General features: G+C 39.8%; 16 protein-coding genes and 1 tRNA gene. 3 read left to right on the plus strand and 14 right to left on the minus strand.

The window, feature by feature from the left end:
• Positions 1-148 precede the first annotated feature (148 nt).
• Positions 149-220: transfer RNA gene (locus O3798_RS05915), tRNA-Arg, on the plus strand.
• 136 nt (positions 221-356) lie between these two features.
• On the opposite strand, the gene O3798_RS05920 is transcribed toward O3798_RS05915, so the two are convergent.
• The 11 genes from O3798_RS05920 to hprK all read right to left on the minus strand — a co-directional run bounded on the left by O3798_RS05920 (position 357) and on the right by hprK (position 12,616).
• On the minus strand, positions 357-1,901 hold the full coding sequence (locus O3798_RS05920; protein ID WP_371463916.1) for an ABC-F family ATP-binding cassette domain-containing protein: 1,545 nt from the start codon (positions 1,899-1,901) through the stop codon (positions 357-359).
• A gap of 111 nt (positions 1,902-2,012) precedes the next feature.
• Positions 2,013-3,725: an ABC transporter ATP-binding protein gene (locus O3798_RS05925; RefSeq protein ID WP_371463917.1), complete on the minus strand. Its 1,713-nt coding sequence runs from the start codon at positions 3,723-3,725 to the stop codon at positions 2,013-2,015.
• Positions 3,722-5,119, minus strand: coding sequence for an MATE family efflux transporter (locus O3798_RS05930; protein WP_371463918.1), 1,398 nt, complete (start codon positions 5,117-5,119; stop codon positions 3,722-3,724). Before O3798_RS05930 ends, O3798_RS05925 begins: the two co-directional genes overlap by 4 nt.
• A gap of 787 nt (positions 5,120-5,906) precedes the next feature.
• Complete coding sequence (gene rpmG, locus O3798_RS05935) at positions 5,907-6,059, minus strand: 50S ribosomal protein L33 (RefSeq protein WP_005607156.1); 153 nt, start codon at positions 6,057-6,059, stop codon at positions 5,907-5,909.
• Positions 6,060-6,179: 120 nt separating this feature from the next.
• A complete protein-coding gene (locus tag O3798_RS05940) occupies positions 6,180-7,205 on the minus strand; it encodes a branched-chain amino acid aminotransferase (RefSeq protein WP_285252252.1) in 1,026 nt (341 codons plus the stop codon).
• 20 nt (positions 7,206-7,225) lie between these two features.
• Positions 7,226-7,660 carry a hypothetical protein gene (locus O3798_RS05945; RefSeq protein ID WP_371463919.1) on the minus strand — a complete coding sequence of 145 codons (435 nt, stop codon included), beginning with the start codon at positions 7,658-7,660 and terminating at the stop codon, positions 7,226-7,228.
• Positions 7,661-7,827: 167 nt separating this feature from the next.
• Entirely contained in the window at positions 7,828-8,772 is a 945-nt protein-coding gene (gene trxB, locus O3798_RS05950; RefSeq protein ID WP_371463920.1) for a thioredoxin-disulfide reductase, read from the minus strand.
• A gap of 97 nt (positions 8,773-8,869) precedes the next feature.
• Positions 8,870-9,763 (minus strand): UTP--glucose-1-phosphate uridylyltransferase GalU, encoded by an 894-nt coding sequence (gene galU, locus O3798_RS05955; RefSeq protein WP_371463921.1) that lies wholly within the window; start codon positions 9,761-9,763, stop codon positions 8,870-8,872.
• Positions 9,764-9,785: 22 nt separating this feature from the next.
• On the minus strand, positions 9,786-10,805 hold the full coding sequence (locus O3798_RS05960; RefSeq protein ID WP_371446628.1) for an NAD(P)H-dependent glycerol-3-phosphate dehydrogenase: 1,020 nt from the start codon (positions 10,803-10,805) through the stop codon (positions 9,786-9,788).
• A gap of 12 nt (positions 10,806-10,817) precedes the next feature.
• Positions 10,818-11,675: a prolipoprotein diacylglyceryl transferase gene (gene lgt / locus O3798_RS05965; RefSeq protein WP_371463922.1), complete on the minus strand. Its 858-nt coding sequence runs from the start codon at positions 11,673-11,675 to the stop codon at positions 10,818-10,820.
• 11 nt (positions 11,676-11,686) lie between these two features.
• Complete coding sequence (gene hprK, locus O3798_RS05970; protein ID WP_371463923.1) at positions 11,687-12,616, minus strand: HPr(Ser) kinase/phosphatase; 930 nt, start codon at positions 12,614-12,616, stop codon at positions 11,687-11,689.
• A 196-nt stretch (positions 12,617-12,812) separates the two neighbouring features.
• Here hprK and O3798_RS05975 point away from each other — a divergent pair, with 196 nt between their 5' ends.
• Both O3798_RS05975 and O3798_RS05980 read left to right on the plus strand, forming a co-directional pair.
• On the plus strand, positions 12,813-13,262 hold the full coding sequence (locus tag O3798_RS05975; RefSeq protein ID WP_285252547.1) for a DUF3290 domain-containing protein: 450 nt from the start codon (positions 12,813-12,815) through the stop codon (positions 13,260-13,262).
• A 1-nt stretch (position 13,263) separates the two neighbouring features.
• Positions 13,264-13,896, plus strand: a complete 633-nt coding sequence (locus O3798_RS05980; protein ID WP_371463924.1) for a DUF421 domain-containing protein — start codon at positions 13,264-13,266, stop codon at positions 13,894-13,896.
• A gap of 52 nt (positions 13,897-13,948) precedes the next feature.
• Here the strand turns inward: O3798_RS05980 and O3798_RS05985 are convergent, their stop codons facing one another.
• The 3 genes from O3798_RS05985 to O3798_RS05995 are packed head-to-tail and all read right to left on the minus strand — an operon-like array spanning position 13,949 to position 16,028.
• Complete coding sequence (locus O3798_RS05985; RefSeq protein ID WP_285251742.1) at positions 13,949-14,287, minus strand: phage holin family protein; 339 nt, start codon at positions 14,285-14,287, stop codon at positions 13,949-13,951.
• The gene (locus O3798_RS05990; RefSeq protein ID WP_048712081.1) at positions 14,287-14,586 is read right to left on the minus strand and encodes a PspC domain-containing protein; all 300 of its coding nucleotides are present in this window, start codon (positions 14,584-14,586) and stop codon (positions 14,287-14,289) included. Before O3798_RS05990 ends, O3798_RS05985 begins: the two co-directional genes overlap by 1 nt.
• A gap of 5 nt (positions 14,587-14,591) precedes the next feature.
• The gene (locus O3798_RS05995; RefSeq protein WP_371463925.1) at positions 14,592-16,028 is read right to left on the minus strand and encodes a DUF4097 family beta strand repeat-containing protein; all 1,437 of its coding nucleotides are present in this window, start codon (positions 16,026-16,028) and stop codon (positions 14,592-14,594) included.
• Positions 16,029-16,462 lie beyond the last annotated feature (434 nt).

Below are 16,462 nucleotides of genomic sequence, written 5' to 3' on the forward strand. Positions count from 1 at the left end.
ATGTCCATATATGGTATATTTTGCTATCATCGTATACTTTTTTGCTCTCTTTAGAACCCAATCGAATGATACTATTTCTTCTATTCCATTGTTAGACTTGCCCAAAACTTGCACCACTCCTTAAAATTAGATACACTTAGAAAAGAACGTCGCCTTAGTGTAGTGGATATCACATGAGATTCCGGTTCTCATAACAGGGGTTCGACTCCCCTAGGCGGCTTATACATACTCCACGCTACAAACATTGTTTTGTAGCGTTTTTTATGTACAAAAAAAGCAGAACTTGAACTAAATTCAAGCTCTGCTTCGTAAGCGGTTGCTTCAACTTTCTTCCCTAAAAGTGAAGAATTTAATTTTTATGCGAATTTTGAGAAATCCCAAATATCTGTCACTAATCCTTCGTAAAATTCAGGCTCGTGACATACCATTAATATACTTCCTTTATATTCTTGTAATGCACGTTTCAGCTCATCTTTGGCATCTACGTCTAAGTGGTTCGTTGGTTCGTCGAGCACGAGTACGTTTGATTCTTCGTTCATCAATTTACAGAAGCGCACCTTTGCTTGTTCTCCCCCACTTAATACTTGCACTTGACTCTCGATGTGCTTACTTGTTAAGCCGCAACGAGCGAGCGCAGCACGTACTTCAGGTTGTGTCATAGATGGGAAGGTATCCCAGATTTCTTCTAAGGCTGTCTTACGGTTTCCTTTTGGCGTTTCTTGTTCGAAATACCCAAGGTCGATATAGTCCCCGCGCGTTACTTTTCCGTTCAACGGCTTAATAATCCCTAATAAGCTCTTCAAGAGTGTCGTCTTACCGATACCATTCGCACCAACGATGGCAATCTTTTGGCCACGTTCCATTTCAAGATTCACATGTCCTGTTAATGGACGATCGTATCCAATCACTAAGTCTTCGGCTTGGAAGATGTAACGACCAGGCGCTCTAGAAGTCTTGAACTCGAATTTTGGTTTTGGCTTCTCACTAGCTAATTCGATGACTTCCATCTTATCCAGTTTCTTCTGACGAGACATCGCCATATTACGTGTTGCCACACGCGCCTTATTACGGTTTACGAAGTCCTTCAAGTCCGCAATCTCTTTTTGTTGACGGTTATACGCCGCTTCTAGTTGCGCCTTCTTCATCGCATACACTTCTTGGAACTGATCATAGTCCCCAACATAACGGTTCAACTCTTGATTGTCCATATGATAAATCAAATTCACGACGCTGTTTAAAAATGGAATATCATGCGAAATGAGAATAAATGCATTTTCGTATTCTTGCAAGTAGCGTTTCAACCATTCAATGTGCTCTACGTCCAAGTAGTTTGTCGGTTCGTCGAGTAATAAAATGTCTGGTTTTTCTAATAATAGTTTTGCAAGTAACACTTTCGTACGTTGACCACCACTAAGTTCACTAACATCGCTATCCATCCCGAATGCTGCAACGCCTAATGCACGCGCCACTTCATCGATTTTCGCATCGAGAATATAGAAGTCGTGGCTATCTAATCGCTCTTGCAACTCGCCCACTTCTTCTAGCATGGCGTTCATCTCGTCTTCGTTTGCGTCACCCATCGCCATGTACAATTCATTGATTCGCGCTTCTGCCACGAATAAATCGTCGAAGGCTTTTTGAAGGACGCTGCGAACCGTCATGCCTGGTTCAAGGACGGTATGTTGGTCCAAGTATCCAACCTTCACATTTTTAGACCATTCGATTTTTCCTTCGTCTGGTTGTAATTGTCCGGTTACGATATTCATGAAGGTTGATTTCCCTTCACCGTTTGCCCCAACAAGCCCGATGTGTTCCCCTTTTAATAGACGGAAGCTCACATCATTGAAGATGGCTCTTTCACCGAAGCCGTGTGTTAATTTTTCTACATTTAAAATACTCATCAACGTTCTCCTTAAGTTTTCTCTGGGTCATTGTATCATAGTTTGCGATAAATTCAAAAAAGCAAAAAGAAACACGGAGTAAGAAACGAATCCCTACTCCGCATTTTTCTACTATTTAAATTGTGCTTTGTATAACGCCGCATACGCACCGTTTTGTGCGAGTAATTCTTCATGAGTGCCGTCTTCTGTCAGTCCATCTTCTGTCACGACAATAATACGGTCTGCATTTTTAATCGTAGCAAGGCGGTGAGCGATAATAAACGTCGTTCTGCCTTTTGCTAACTCATCAAACGATTGTTGAATAAATTTCTCGGTTTGCGTATCGAGCGCACTCGTTGCTTCGTCCAAGATTAAAATAGAAGGATTCTTCAAGAAAATACGGGCAATTGAGAGGCGTTGTTTTTGTCCGCCTGACAATTTCACACCACGTTCTCCGATATGTGTATCCACTCCATCTTCTAAATCTTCAATGACTTCTTTCAGTTTCGCTTGCTCGATGGCGCGGTCTACTTCCTCATCTGTCGCATCGAGTCTACCGTACAATACATTCTCACGAATCGTTCCATTAAAGAGAAACACATCTTGTTGCACGATACCGATTTGACGGCGAAGTGATTGTAAGGTGAAACGATTGATGTTGGTTCCATCGATCAAGATTTCCCCTTCTTTTAAATCATAGAAGCGAGGCAATAAGTTCACGAGCGTTGTCTTCCCAACTCCACTTGGCCCAACGAAGGCAACGGTTTGCCCTGGTTCGACTGTTAAGTTGATATGTTCCAATACTTTCTTATCGTCTTCATATCCAAACCCTACATTTTTATATTCCACACGTCCTTCAAACGCTGGAGCCGGAATCGCATCTGGCGCATCTTCGATATCAATTTCCACATTCATTAATTCTTTGAAGCGACGAAATCCTGCGAACCCTTTTGGATAGAGTTCAATCATCGAGTTCATCTTATTAATTGGTCCCACGAACACATTGGACAATAAGATGTAGCCGACTAATTCTCCAGCCGTTAAGTCACCAATAACCGTGAAGTACGCCCCTACGATTAAGCTGAAGAGATTAATACTGCGCATTAATAAGTAGTTGAAACTACTGCTTGTCCCCATCGTACGATAGAACGCGATTTTATTCGAGCGATACTCTTGAATGAGTTCTTCGAAGAGTTGTTGCTCATGACTTTCGTTCGCAAAGGCCTTTACCACACGCATTCCGCTCAGTACATTTTCTAGTCCTGCCGTATAGTTGGCCAATCCTTTATAGATATTTCGATTAATCGCAGACATGCGACGGTTAAATACCGCAAGTACCACCGCAATAATTGGTACGAAGAAAATCGTCAATAACGCAAGCGTTGGATGCACTTGATACATCAACACAAACGAACCGATTAAGGTCATTACAGCAATAAAGAATTCTTCAGGTCCGTGGTGCGCCAACTCACTAATATCGAATAAGTCACTCGACAAGCGACTCATCAATTCCCCGATTTTCATATTATCGAAGAACGAGAAGGATTGTTTTTGGACCTTCGCAAATAACTCACGACGCATATCCGTTTCAATATTAATCCCTAAAATATGCCCCATGTAAACCACGATAAAGTTCAAGGTTGTCGAGAAGGCATATAGTGCCAGTAACCCTACCCCCACGAGTAGAATTTGTTGTAAATTTTGAGACGGTACGATGTTATCAATGACACTTCTCACCATCACCGGAAAGGCAAGCTCGAGAATGGCCACGATCACCGCACAGGTAAAATCGAGTAAGAATAATTTTTTATACGGTTTATAATAATGAATAAAATCTTTAATCACGATTGCTCTCCTTTCGCATAATGCAACGCGCTCCAATCTTTTGTCTTATAGATGATATGTCCATAAAGAACGGTTAACGCGTTTGATAATAACATGGCAATCCATACACCGGTTGCCCCAAGTGCTGTGAAAGCTCCAAGCACCCAAATAATCGGCAAGCGTAACACCCAAAGACGTCCCACTGACATATTCATCGAGTATTTCGTCACACCACATCCTTGGAAGAATCCATTGTACGCCGAGAACATTCCCATGAAGAAAATGATAAAGGCGGTATAGTTCAAATACTCAACGGCATTTGCCCAAAGAACGGCATCGCTTCTATCTTTAATAAAGACCCCAAGAATTGGAGACTGGAAGAAGAAGACGATGATACAGCCAACTGTTGAAATCATCAGCACCCATAATAGCGCTCGTCTAAAGATGGCATGCGCACGGTCGTAGAGTCCTGCCCCCATGTTTTGTCCGATGATCGCTGTTAACGCCGCACCGATTCCCATCTGTGGTTGTGTTAATAAATCCGAGATGCGGTTTACCATCGAATACGCAGCCAGTACTGACGTTCCATACGACTGAATAAGTCCATTTAAGACGGTGAATCCTAATGCAGCTCCACCATACCCAAAGGCAGACGGCCATGCGACTTTAAGGATTTCTTTCATCACTTCTTTGTCAATTTTGACATGTCTTAAGTAGATTTGAATATCTGATTCCTTACGAACGGCACGAATAGCAAGCGCTAATAATAGTATTTTTGCAATCACAGTCGCCCATCCTGCCCCTTCAATTCCCCAGTTCAACCCAGTGAAGCCGACAAAAGGAATCGTCGCAAAAATAAAGATTGGATCTAGAATAACGTTAGTAATCGAGGACGCCGCACTAATCATCGTAATCGTACGCGTTCTCCCTTGGGCATTTAGCAAGGACTGATAGCCAAAGTAGCAGAAATCAAAGAATAACCCAATAAAGTTAATCTTCAAATAAGCTACGGATTTTGCCAGGAAGGTCCCCTCTGCTCCCATCAATTCCACGAATAATGGTGCAAGGAAATAACCAAGCACAGAAAGCACAAACCCAAAGAAATACGTTAACACCATCGCATTCCCTGCATAACGCTTCGCATCTCTATATTTTCCTGCTCCAAAATACTGAGCAATAAGCGCCGTCGCTCCGACACTAATCCCCATTCCAAGTGAAATAAATAAGAAATTCAACGGCCAAATAAACGCGGTTGCCGCAAAGTCTTCTGCAGAAAGTTGTGCCACATATAACCCGTCTGTCAAATTGTATAAAGTTCGAATTAAATTATTAATCATTAACGGAGTCGCAATCGTTAAAATCACACGATTAATGTGCCCCGTCGTAATAAAATTTTGTTTTTCCAAAATAATCACCTGTTCTAGTATACATGATATCCCCACCTCTGTGAACACATACCATGAACAATTCAACTTTTCTGCTTTTCTCTAAGAGAATAAAGGCTCGTTCTTGGACCATGGGATGTCTTCATAATAGCTGTAATAGGGCACCGGTTCGAGCCGAAGTCTCTCACCTCTAAACCTCAAAGCGGGAGTAAGGAAAACCTCCTAACTCCCGCTAATTCGCTTTTAGTGCCATCCCCTATTACTGCTATTATAGAATCCCATGTCCCCTCGCGAGCCTCTATTCTTTCTTATAAGGTTGAAAAAGTGTCCTGCTCTGTCTCTCTTCACCAGATTTGGTGAATAAATAACCTCCTATTATTTTGCAAAACAAAATTTCACAGCACGTAATTTTAAGTAGCACCTTATTCTGTCTTTAGCCCGTACGAAGCACACATAATGTTGTTCCCGTCCCTCCGAGACAAAATTTCTAAACACGTTCTCAAAGAAACAAAAAATGCGCAATCCGAAGTGTTAAGCACTACCCAACCTTTTTATGTAAGCAGGTCTGAAGAATCATTTGGTCCATAGTAGCAACAATAGCGAGTGTAATCGATGCGAATTAGCAGTAGTTAGGAATTTATTCCTTACTACTGCTTTGAGGCTCGATAGGCGGTGAGACGAAAGGCTCACGCCGGTACAGCTATTGTAGCAACTATGGAATATCCAAATGATTCGTATAAGACCTGCGGTCTTATTAATAATTTATTTAAAACAAAAAGAGTTAGGCACCAGCCTAACTCTTCCGAATTTCTCAAAATTATTTTTTAGTTTCTTTGAAGACAACGTGTTTACGTAATTTTGGAGAATATTTTTTTAATTCTAAACGCTCTGGATTGTTACGTTTGTTTTTGCTTGTTAAGTATAAACGTTCACCTGTTTCAGCACATTCTAATAAAATGTTGATACGCATGGATGACACCTCTCATTCAATTTATTTCATTAACTCATTGAGTTTCATACTGGTATATATTAACAAATGCGTGTCGCTTTGTCAATTCAGATTACCACGGATTTTTTGAAAAATTTATTCTTATAAAACTTTTTGAATCCAACCTTCTGGAGCCTCTACATCTCCGTATTGGATGCCTACTAATTCATCGTATAAACGACGTGTGACAGGACCAACTTCTGTTTCAGAATAGAACACATGGAAGTCGTCTCCGTTTTGAATGCCTCCAACTGGAGAAATAACAGCTGCAGTACCACAAGCCCCTGCTTCTGCAAAGATATCTAATTGGTCTACATATACATCGCCTTCTTTAACAGTCATACCAAGACGGTGTTCTGCTAACCAAAGCAATGAGTATTTTGTAATACTTGGTAAAATAGATGGAGAATAAGGCGTGATAAATTGATTATCTTTAGTAATTCCAAAGAAGTTCGCAGCCCCTACTTCTTCAATCTTTGTATGTGTCAATGGATCTAGGTAAATACAGTCACTGAAATGACGTTCTTTCGCTTCTTTACCAGGAAGTAAGCTTGCCGCATAGTTCCCGCCGACTTTAGCAGCCCCTGTACCTACGTGTGCTGCACGATCGTATTCTGAAACGATGAAGTTCGTCGGTGTTAATCCGCCTTTGAAATATGCCCCTACTGGCATTACAAAGATTGAGAAAATATATTCTGTTGCAGGACGTACCGCAACATTATTTCCTACCCCAATCATGAATGGACGAATATATAAGCTTCCGCCAGTTCCGTAAGGTGGTAACCATTGTTCGTTTGCTTTTACCACTTTTTTCACGGCTTCAATAAAACGTTCTTCTGGAAATTCAGGCATGAGTAATCGACGGCATGAACGCGCCATACGAGCAGCGTTTTGGTCGACACGGAATAAGTTGATGCTTCCATCTTTACAACGGTATGCTTTTAATCCTTCGAAACATTGTTGTCCGTAGTGAAGTGCTGTTGCGGCTTCGTCTACTTTTAAGACATTATCTTCAATCAACGCACCTTCGTCCCACTGGCCATCTTTGTAATAGCTGATGTAACGTAAGTCTGTCTTAATGTAATCGAATCCTAAGTTATTCCAATCTAAATTTACTGTGTTTGTCATATAAACCCTACTTTCCGAGATTACTCTACTGATTTAAATTCCCCAGTGGTACTATCCATCTCTTCTAACTTTTTATCACTGGCATGATAGCGGAAGAACCCATAAATGGAGGTGTTCGAATTCTCTACATGACGTACTTGTACGTCAACCAAGTCATTCGTTTGTGCCTGAATGATAATCTCATAATTCTCACCTAAAACGACATTTTTGCGTTTTTCAATTTCTGCAATGGCCTCACGCGCTAAATTATTCGCATTACGTGTCGTATCGCTTGTTGTTTCTTGCGCAGCCGTTGTTGATTGAGTTGTAGCAGACTCACTAGATTCAGCGTTATTTTTAGAAATTTGAACGACTGGAGCCGAGTTATTGGCTGTTTGCTCTGGTCTGCGAGAGCAAGCCATCAATGCTAGTACGATAACTGCAATTCCTAATCCTTTTATGACTTTGCGATTCATTCATTCACCACCTTCTTTATTTTATCTATTCTATCACAATTTTTATAAAAAGTATTTTATCCCATGAATTTGTAATGATAATGAAAAATTTTATATAAATTTGGTTCTTTTCATTTCAAAAATAAAAAAACTCTAATGCAACACGAGTCACACTAGAGTTTCTTCGATTATTTAGCTAATTTTTCTTTAACTTCTTCCACGTAGTTATAAACCATGTGACCTGCTTGTCCGCCATCCCCAACAGCTGTTGTGATTTGACGCAATGTTTTTTGACGAACATCGCCCACTGCAAAGATTCCAGGAATAGAAGTTTCCATTTGCTCGTTAGTGACAATCCAACCTTCTGCATCTGTGATGTTTAAGTCTTTGAATGGATCAGAAACTGGTAATAGGCCTACATAAATGAAGACACCATCCGCATCATGCGTTGTTACTTCGCCTGTATTTACATCTTTTACGCGAACGCCTGTGATTTTAGAACCGTCTCCTACGAATTCTTCAACGGTTGAATTCCATAAGAAGTCGATTTTTTCGTTGGCGAATGCACGGTCTTGCAATACTTTTTGCGCACGTAATTGGTCACGACGGTGAACGATTGTTACGCTTTGTCCGAATTGTGTTAAATACGTTCCTTCTTCAACGGCTGAGTCGCCTCCACCGATAACAAAGATTTTCTTATCTTTGAAGAATGCTCCATCACAAACTGCACAGTAAGAAACGCCACGTCCAGCGTACTCTTCTTCCCCTGGCACTTCTAATTTACGGTGATAAGAACCAGTCGCGATGACTACTGCATAAGCGTAATAAATTTTCTTCCCTGCAGTGATGACTTTAAGGTCGCCTTCTAATTCGATTTTTGAAACTTGGCCATAAGCATATTCTGCACCGAATTGCATCGCACCTTTATACATATTGTCGGCTAATTCTGGCCCAGAAATCGTAGGGAAACCAGGATAGTTTTCTACATCTGAAGTGTTTAATAATTCTCCACCAGGAACACCTTTTTCGAGGATTAATGTTTTTAAATTTGCACGAGAAGTATAAAGCGCTGCGGTCATCCCACCAGGGCCACTTCCGATAATGACTACATCATAAATTGTTCTTTCTTCCATCAGAGATTCTCCTTTTGTATAAACTAAGAGCGCTGAGACATAGTCCAACGCTCCTCTTCATTTTTAAGTGTAAGATACTCCCTTTAAAACGGCAACTTTATTGCTCACCTAAAGTTCCTTCGAGTTTTTTACCTAATTCAATCACGTATTGTTTTAAGCTGTCTTTGATTTCTGGATGTTCTAGTCCGAATTCAATACTTGTTTTCATGAATCCAAACTTGTCACCCACATCGAAACGCTCACCCTTGAATTGTTTCGCAAACACTCTTTGAGTAAGGTTCAATGTATCAATGGCATCTGTTAATTGAATTTCGCCACCCGCACCTGGTTCTTGTTTTTCTAAAATCTCAAAAATTTCAGGTGTTAATAAGTAACGACCAATAATCGCTAAGTTACTTGGCGCATCTTCAGGTTTTGGTTTTTCTACGAAACGACGTACATTGAATAATCCATCTTCTACTTGGCTTTCAGGATCAATAATTCCGTACTTATATGTTTCTTCATGAGGAACTTCCATTACCGCGATATTTGAAGCATGAGTTTTTTCGTACCCTTCAATTAATTGTTTTGTTAAAGGCACTTCATCACGCATAATATCGTCCCCAAGCATAATCACGAATGGCTCGCCACCCACGAATGCTTTCGCTTGAAGCACAGCGTCTCCTAATCCTTTTGGATAAGATTGACGCACAAAATATAAGTTAATTCCTGTTGTTTCTTGAACAAGTTCTAATAACTCTGTCTTTCCTTTTGCTTCAAGGTTTGACTCTAATTCGATGTTTGAATCGAAATGGTCTTCGATAGGACGTTTGCTCTTACCAGTTACGATTAAGATATCCTCAATTCCTGATGCTAGAGCTTCCTCAACGATATATTGAATCGTTGGTTTATCTACGATTGGCAGCATTTCTTTCGCCATCGCTTTTGTTGCTGGTAGGAAACGAGTTCCTAACCCTGCTGCTGGAATAACGGCTTTTCTAACTTTTGTCATAGGTCTGTTCCTCCGATTTGCTTTATTGGTGTTCTTTAATCGATGCTTCTGATTTAAATTCACGACCCATTAGGCGTTGAATCTCTTCGCGAACATCATGTCCTTTATATAAAACATTGTAAACAGCAGTTGTAATTGGCATTTCGATATTCTTCTCTTGTGCCAAAGCGTAGACGGCTTTACACGTTTCTACCCCTTCTACAACCATTCCCATATTTTCCAAAATCGTTGGAAGCGGAATGCCTTTCCCGATTTGGTCCCCACATCTCCAGTTACGAGAATGAATACTCGTACATGTTACGATTAAATCGCCCACACCACTAAGTCCAATAAAGGTCAGTGGATCTGCGCCAAATGCAATTCCTAGGCGACTAATTTCCGATAATCCTCTTGTCATTAACGCAGCTTTTGCATTGTCCCCATAGCCTAAACCATGAAGAGCCCCTGCTCCAACCGCAATAACGTTTTTAAGTGCAGCTCCCATTTCTACTCCGACACAGTCCGTATTTGTATAGACACGGAAGAAGGAATTACTGAAAAGAGTTTGTACATACTTAGCAGATTCCAAGTTTTCGCATGCTGCAGTTATGGTTGTGATGTCACGACGCGCCACTTCTTCGGCATGACTTGGTCCAGATAACACCACGATATCTTCGTAGCTGTCACGGTCCAACTCTTCAGCTAAAATTTCTGAAATACGTTTAAACGTTTCTTGTTCTAACCCTTTACTTGCATGAATAATCATCGGTTTATTTTCTAGTAATCCATTTAATTGTTTGGCTACTAAACGAATGACTTTTGTTGGGAGTACGAATAAGACCGCATCCACACCCTTCACGGCTTCGGCTAAATCTAAATAGCCTCGAATTGCTGGATCTAGAAAGACTCCAGGAAGGTAATGTTCATTCGTATGACGCTCATTAATTTCTTGAATTTGAGCTTCGTTATTTCCCCATAAGCGAGCTTCATGATGGTTTTCTGCGAGCACCATTGCCAGTGCTGTCCCCCATGAACCTGCTCCTAAAATAGCTACTTTTGTCATAGTTGTTCTCCTTTACGCTTTTCCAAACAATACTGGAGATTGTGGATCGTCAATCGATACATAATCTGGCACGGCTGGAACTCTACGTCTTCTCACCACGATAATAGCGATGCCTAATAAGAATAACACAATTGAGACTAATTGCGAAATTCGGATAATACCAAACATCCAGAGGCTATCTGTACGCATTCCTTCAATAAAGAAGCGCCCAAATGAATACCATAATAAGTATCCTGACATGATTTCTCCGACTTTTACGCCTTTACGTCTGCGTAAGTAGAATAAAATTAATACGCCGACAAAAGACCAAAGTGATTCATATAAGAAAGTTGGATGGTAATAAACACCATCGATATGCATTTGTTCAATAATGAAGTTTGGTAAATGCAAGCCTTCTAAAAAGGCACGTGTTACGACTTCTCCGTGTGCTTCTTGGTTGGTGAAGTTTCCCCAACGTCCAATCGCTTGTGCGAGTAAAACGACAGGTGCCAAGATGTCTAAGAGTAATGCAAACGATACTTTTTCTTTTTTCGCAAACCAGTAGACAGTTGCTGCACCGGCAATGACACCACCGTAGATGGCTATTCCTCCATGCCAAATTTGGATGATTTCACCAGGATTTGCGAAGTAGTACTGCCATTCAAATAGAATATAGTACAATCGCGCACCCACGAATCCAAGAGGCACAGCCCAAAATACTAAATCGATGATAAATTCTTTACGGTATCCTTTACGAGTGGCTTCTTTATCCGCCAATGTTGTTGCTAAATAAATTGCAAAAGCAATAATAATCCCATACCAACGCACTTGTAATCCACCGATTTCAAACGCAATCGGATTAATGGCCGAAACCATTTCTAAAACATTCATGTAACTAACCTCTAAACTTCTTTATTTTCTGCAATTAATTGTGTTAAACGATTCGTGAAGCTTTCTGTTGCATCGAATCCCATTTTCTTCGCACGGAAATTCATACATGCTACTTCTAAGATAATCGATACGTTACGACCAGTCTTCACTGGGATGCGGATTTTCGGAATCTCTACACCCATCAATTCAACATTTTCCATATATCCACCTAAACGGTCATATCTCTTATCAGGTGTCCAGTTTTCAAGATGAACCACTAAATCGACTTGTTTTTGATCCAGAATTGCCCCTGCACCAAAGAGCGTCATCACATCCACAATACCAACACCGCGGATTTCGATTAAGTTGTTCAAGATTTCTGGTGCTTCCCCGATTAATGTTAATTCATCGTATTGATACAACTCTACTCGGTCATCCGCAACAAGACGGTGTCCTTTTTGCACAAGCTCTAACGCAGTTTCAGATTTACCGACGCCACTTTCACCTGTAATCAACAGACCAATTCCGAATACATCGAGTAATACACCGTGTACCGAAGAACGCTCCGCCAATCTTCCTTCTAAGAAGTTTGTGACACTACTTGATACTTGTGTTGTCTTCGAAGTTGCTTGTAAAATTGGAATTTGCGCTTTTGCAGCAGCTTCCACTAATTCTTTTGGCGGTTCTAGTTTTCTTGAAATAATAAAACATGGTGTCTCTGGTTTACAAAGATGTTCCATCACTTCTAATCGAATCCCTTCATCCATGGATGCCACAAAAGAAGTTTCTGTACGACCTAATAACTGGATACGTTCTGCTGGATAGAAATTTAAAAATCCTGCTAATTCTAATCCCGGTCTTGAAATTTCACTTGTAACGATTGGACGGTCAAGATACTCCTCTCCATAAATTGGTTTTAAATGAATATTCTTGATTAATTCTCTAACCGTAACACTTTTCATATTATCCCTCATTTCTTTATACCCTTCTACTATACCATATTTGAGCGCTTTCTTGTATGCTTTTAGAATTTATTAAACTTCTGTTCATTCTGCCAAATAATCTAAAAAATATTTTTTTAAAAAAATTGAGCAACCTACTTGAATATTTTATAGGATTTTATATAATAGTCTAAGTTTCTGAATAGGAGGAAAAAACATGGTATTTTATTCATATGAATTTTTAAAAAGTAAAGTTCAACAAATTGATTATATTCAATTAGGACTGACACTTTTTGTCATTGTTATTTTAGCAATTGCCTTATATCGTTATTTTAAAAATAAACAAGACACAAAATTTCGCGAATTAGCATTAATCGCCGTCATCGGTATCTTAATTCTTGCTGGTTCTAAGATTGCTGACTTACAGTTTTCTAAAAATTCAGAAAATCAATATTCTGGAGCCCTTCGCTTCGTTGAAACGATCGCTCAAGATTTACATGTTAATAAAGAAGATGTCTATATTAATACTGAAGCCGCAAAGGATGGAGCCATCGTCAAAGTTGGCGATCAATTCTATCGAGTATTAACAGGAGATAGCCCGGAACATTACCTACTCGAAAAAATGGAATTGCAAAATCCAAAAGTTACGATTAAGGAGGCTGAATAAGTTGAACCTTTCATATATCGATGTCGCAATCAAACTTGCACTTGGACTATTATCATTAATTGTTGTAATCAACTACACTGGGAAAGGAAACCTCGCCCCTACATCTGCAAGTGACCAAATACAAAACTATGTACTCGGGGGAATTCTCGGGGGTGTGATTTATAATCCATCCATTACCATCTTACAATACTGCATCATCTTATTAATTTGGTTTGCGTTAGTACTAACCCTTCGCTGGGTAAAAACAAATAATCGTACAGTGAAGAAGATGCTTGACGGTGAACCTTTACAATTAATTAAACATGGGAAAATTGATGTTGAAAATGTGCGTTTAGCTGGTCTAACGGCTCAAGAAGTTGCTTTTAAATTACGTTCACAAGGAGTCTTCTCTATTCGCGATGTAAAAAGTGCCATCTTAGAACAAAACGGACAACTCATCTTGACAAAATTTGGTGAAGAAAATCCAAAATATCCAATCATTACAGATGGTGTCATTCAACAAAACATTTTAGAAGTCATCGACAAAACAGAAGATTGGGTTACTGAACAACTAGCTGCCCAAGATATTCAAGATGTTTCAGATGTATTCCTTGCAGAATACAATAACGGCCAATTAATGGTTGTGAAATACTAATTGAATCCAAACAAAAAAAAGCGACCAATTGGTCGCTTTTTTGTTTGGTCTATTAGTCAACTAGATTTTCAACAAAGCGTTGGAAAATCGTTAACAGAACGCTCACCACTAAGGTAATGAATGGACTCGCAAAAGTAAATCCAGGTCCTACAAACAATGATGTTAAGCTTAACATCATCGCATTTAACACAAAGCTAAAGCATCCAAACGTTACAATTGTGACTGGTAATGTTAAAAGGAATAAAATCGGTTTAACAAATAGGTTTAGTACCGCGAGAACGATACTTGCAACAAGCGCTGCTACCCAGTTCGTAACGTAAAATTGTGGTACAAACCACGCAATCACCAAGAACCCTAATGTGTTAATAGCAATCTTTTTAGTAATTGACACTAAAAATCACTCCAATCGTCGTCATCATCTTCCTCTACGCGGCGCGCCGTTTTACGCGGGCGAGAGCTTCCAGAAGTGTAATAGTAAGTATTTCTGCGTCTATTGTCACGATAATACCCAGTGCTTTCTTCTGGAATAATGATAGCAAGTAAGATGTAAAGGATGATAGGGAAACCTGAGAAACTACAAATAATAAACAGCACACGTACAATTGTTGGATCTACATCGAAGTATTCTGCAATACCGCCCATAACCCCACAAACAACTCTGTTCTTTCTTGAGCGTCTTAATTTTTTCATTTTGTTTATCCTTCTTTCTTGCTACTTGAATCTGATTGTAGCTGATTTACTTGTATATTTCCAGTTGTAGTTTCTGCGACTACTCTTGTCATTGAGTTTCGAGTTTTACGAATCAATGCACTTCTTTCTGCTAAATCCTTCGTTTGTCGAATCACTTCAAAGACTGTTTCATCAAAGTGAATCGAACCAAGTGACGTTTCAATTTCGGCTTCCAGTCCGACTTCTTCAGCAACTTCAATTTTAATATTTCCGTTTACTGTTTCAACGTCTACTTTTTTCGTTTCAGGATGTGCTACTGCTATTTTAATGTTTCCTGTCACCGCTTCTAGCTTCGTTCCTAAGAATTGACCATCGAGATGAATATTTCCGTTTACTGTTTCAGACACGATATCTTTGAATTCGAGGTGTTCATATTTAAGATTTCCGTTCACTGTTTCGGCTTCAAGGAGAACACCTTTGACATCTTTCAAACGAATATCTCCATTATCCACTTCGAAGTAGTAATCTTTTCCTTCTAATTCCTTCAAATGAATGGTTGTATTCAAGCCTTTGATGGCTACATAATCATACACTTTTTGAGGAAGTGAAATCGTCCAATCGCAATAAACGCGCTTGCTGACACTCTTGATAACAATCTTATCGTCGTCCACGCCAACCTTCACACGGTCACGAACAAATCCTTCCGCATCGAAAAACTCTTCGTCTTGCGCAGCCACGCGGCAATTTCCTTCAATCGTCATCGTGTTGCCAGGAACAGTCTTCACACGAACAATTCCGTTGGCCACTTTGAAATCGAGAATACTCGCATCATCAATCACTTGATGGAAATGATACGGTACTTTTTTGCCGTTTTTGGCTTCTAAGTAAGGCATGTTCACTTCTGTATTTTGAATAACTGATCCCACCGCTGTCACAATTGAGTCTGCGAATTTTGCAGCCCATGAAGAGATATTTCCCGCTGTTCTACGAGTTTTATCTTCCCAGTCAGTGTCTTGCACTTTCTTCTTCGCTTTCTTAAAGCTTTCTTCCCATTCTTCTTTCTTTTCAGCTTTTACTTTTGCATCGGCTTGTTTCTTTTCTTGTAACAAACTCTTATATTGGTTATTTAATTGCTCCGCTTCTTCTTGCAAGCGAACAAGTTCCATTTCTTCATCCACTGTCAACGGTTCAAGTTGCTCAGCCGTTTTGATTTCATCGATACGGCGATCGATTTCTTTTGTACGTTTTAAGACCGCTTGAATCGATTCGTCTGTTTGGTCGCTTTGAGCTGAGAATTTTGTAAATACACTCGCTACCCCTTCTAATACAGAATCGACTTGGCTTGAAGTTGGTTGTTCTTTGTTGCTTGCCTTCTCACCCATTTTTTCGAGTAATACTACTGCTTCCTCTGCTGAAATAATTCCTTTGTCTACTAATTCTAAAATTCTATCTTTTTGATTCATTTTCGTTTCCCCCTTAAATCGGTTCGTTCTTGATTACATTCTTAGTGTACAAAACTTCACTGATGAAATCATAGGACCTAAGGTGGATTTTTCGTCCAACCTTCTCTAAACCCAAAGTTGTATATCGAGTGTTTTATCTTTCCTCCCCCTACAATTTGATAATGACGTTCTAAGATTCCGTAGAATTCAACGGATTTTATACTTGCAGTAATGGGGAATTGTATTAAATGCGAAATAGAGAATGTAGGAATTTATTCCGTACATTCTCTTTGAGGCTTTAAAGGTGAGAGACCTTGGCTCGAACCGGTACCCCATTACAGCAATGTATAAATAAATCCGTAGGAATTCGAAGGAATCTTTCTTATATAGTGTCCCTTCTTGCGCCATTACCAATTTGTTGTTACACTTTGGATACAGTAATTGTAGGAGTTGGA

The organism is Granulicatella sp. 20925_1_45, from assembly GCF_041433555.1.
Classification (GTDB): Bacteria; Bacillota; Bacilli; order Lactobacillales; family Aerococcaceae; genus Granulicatella.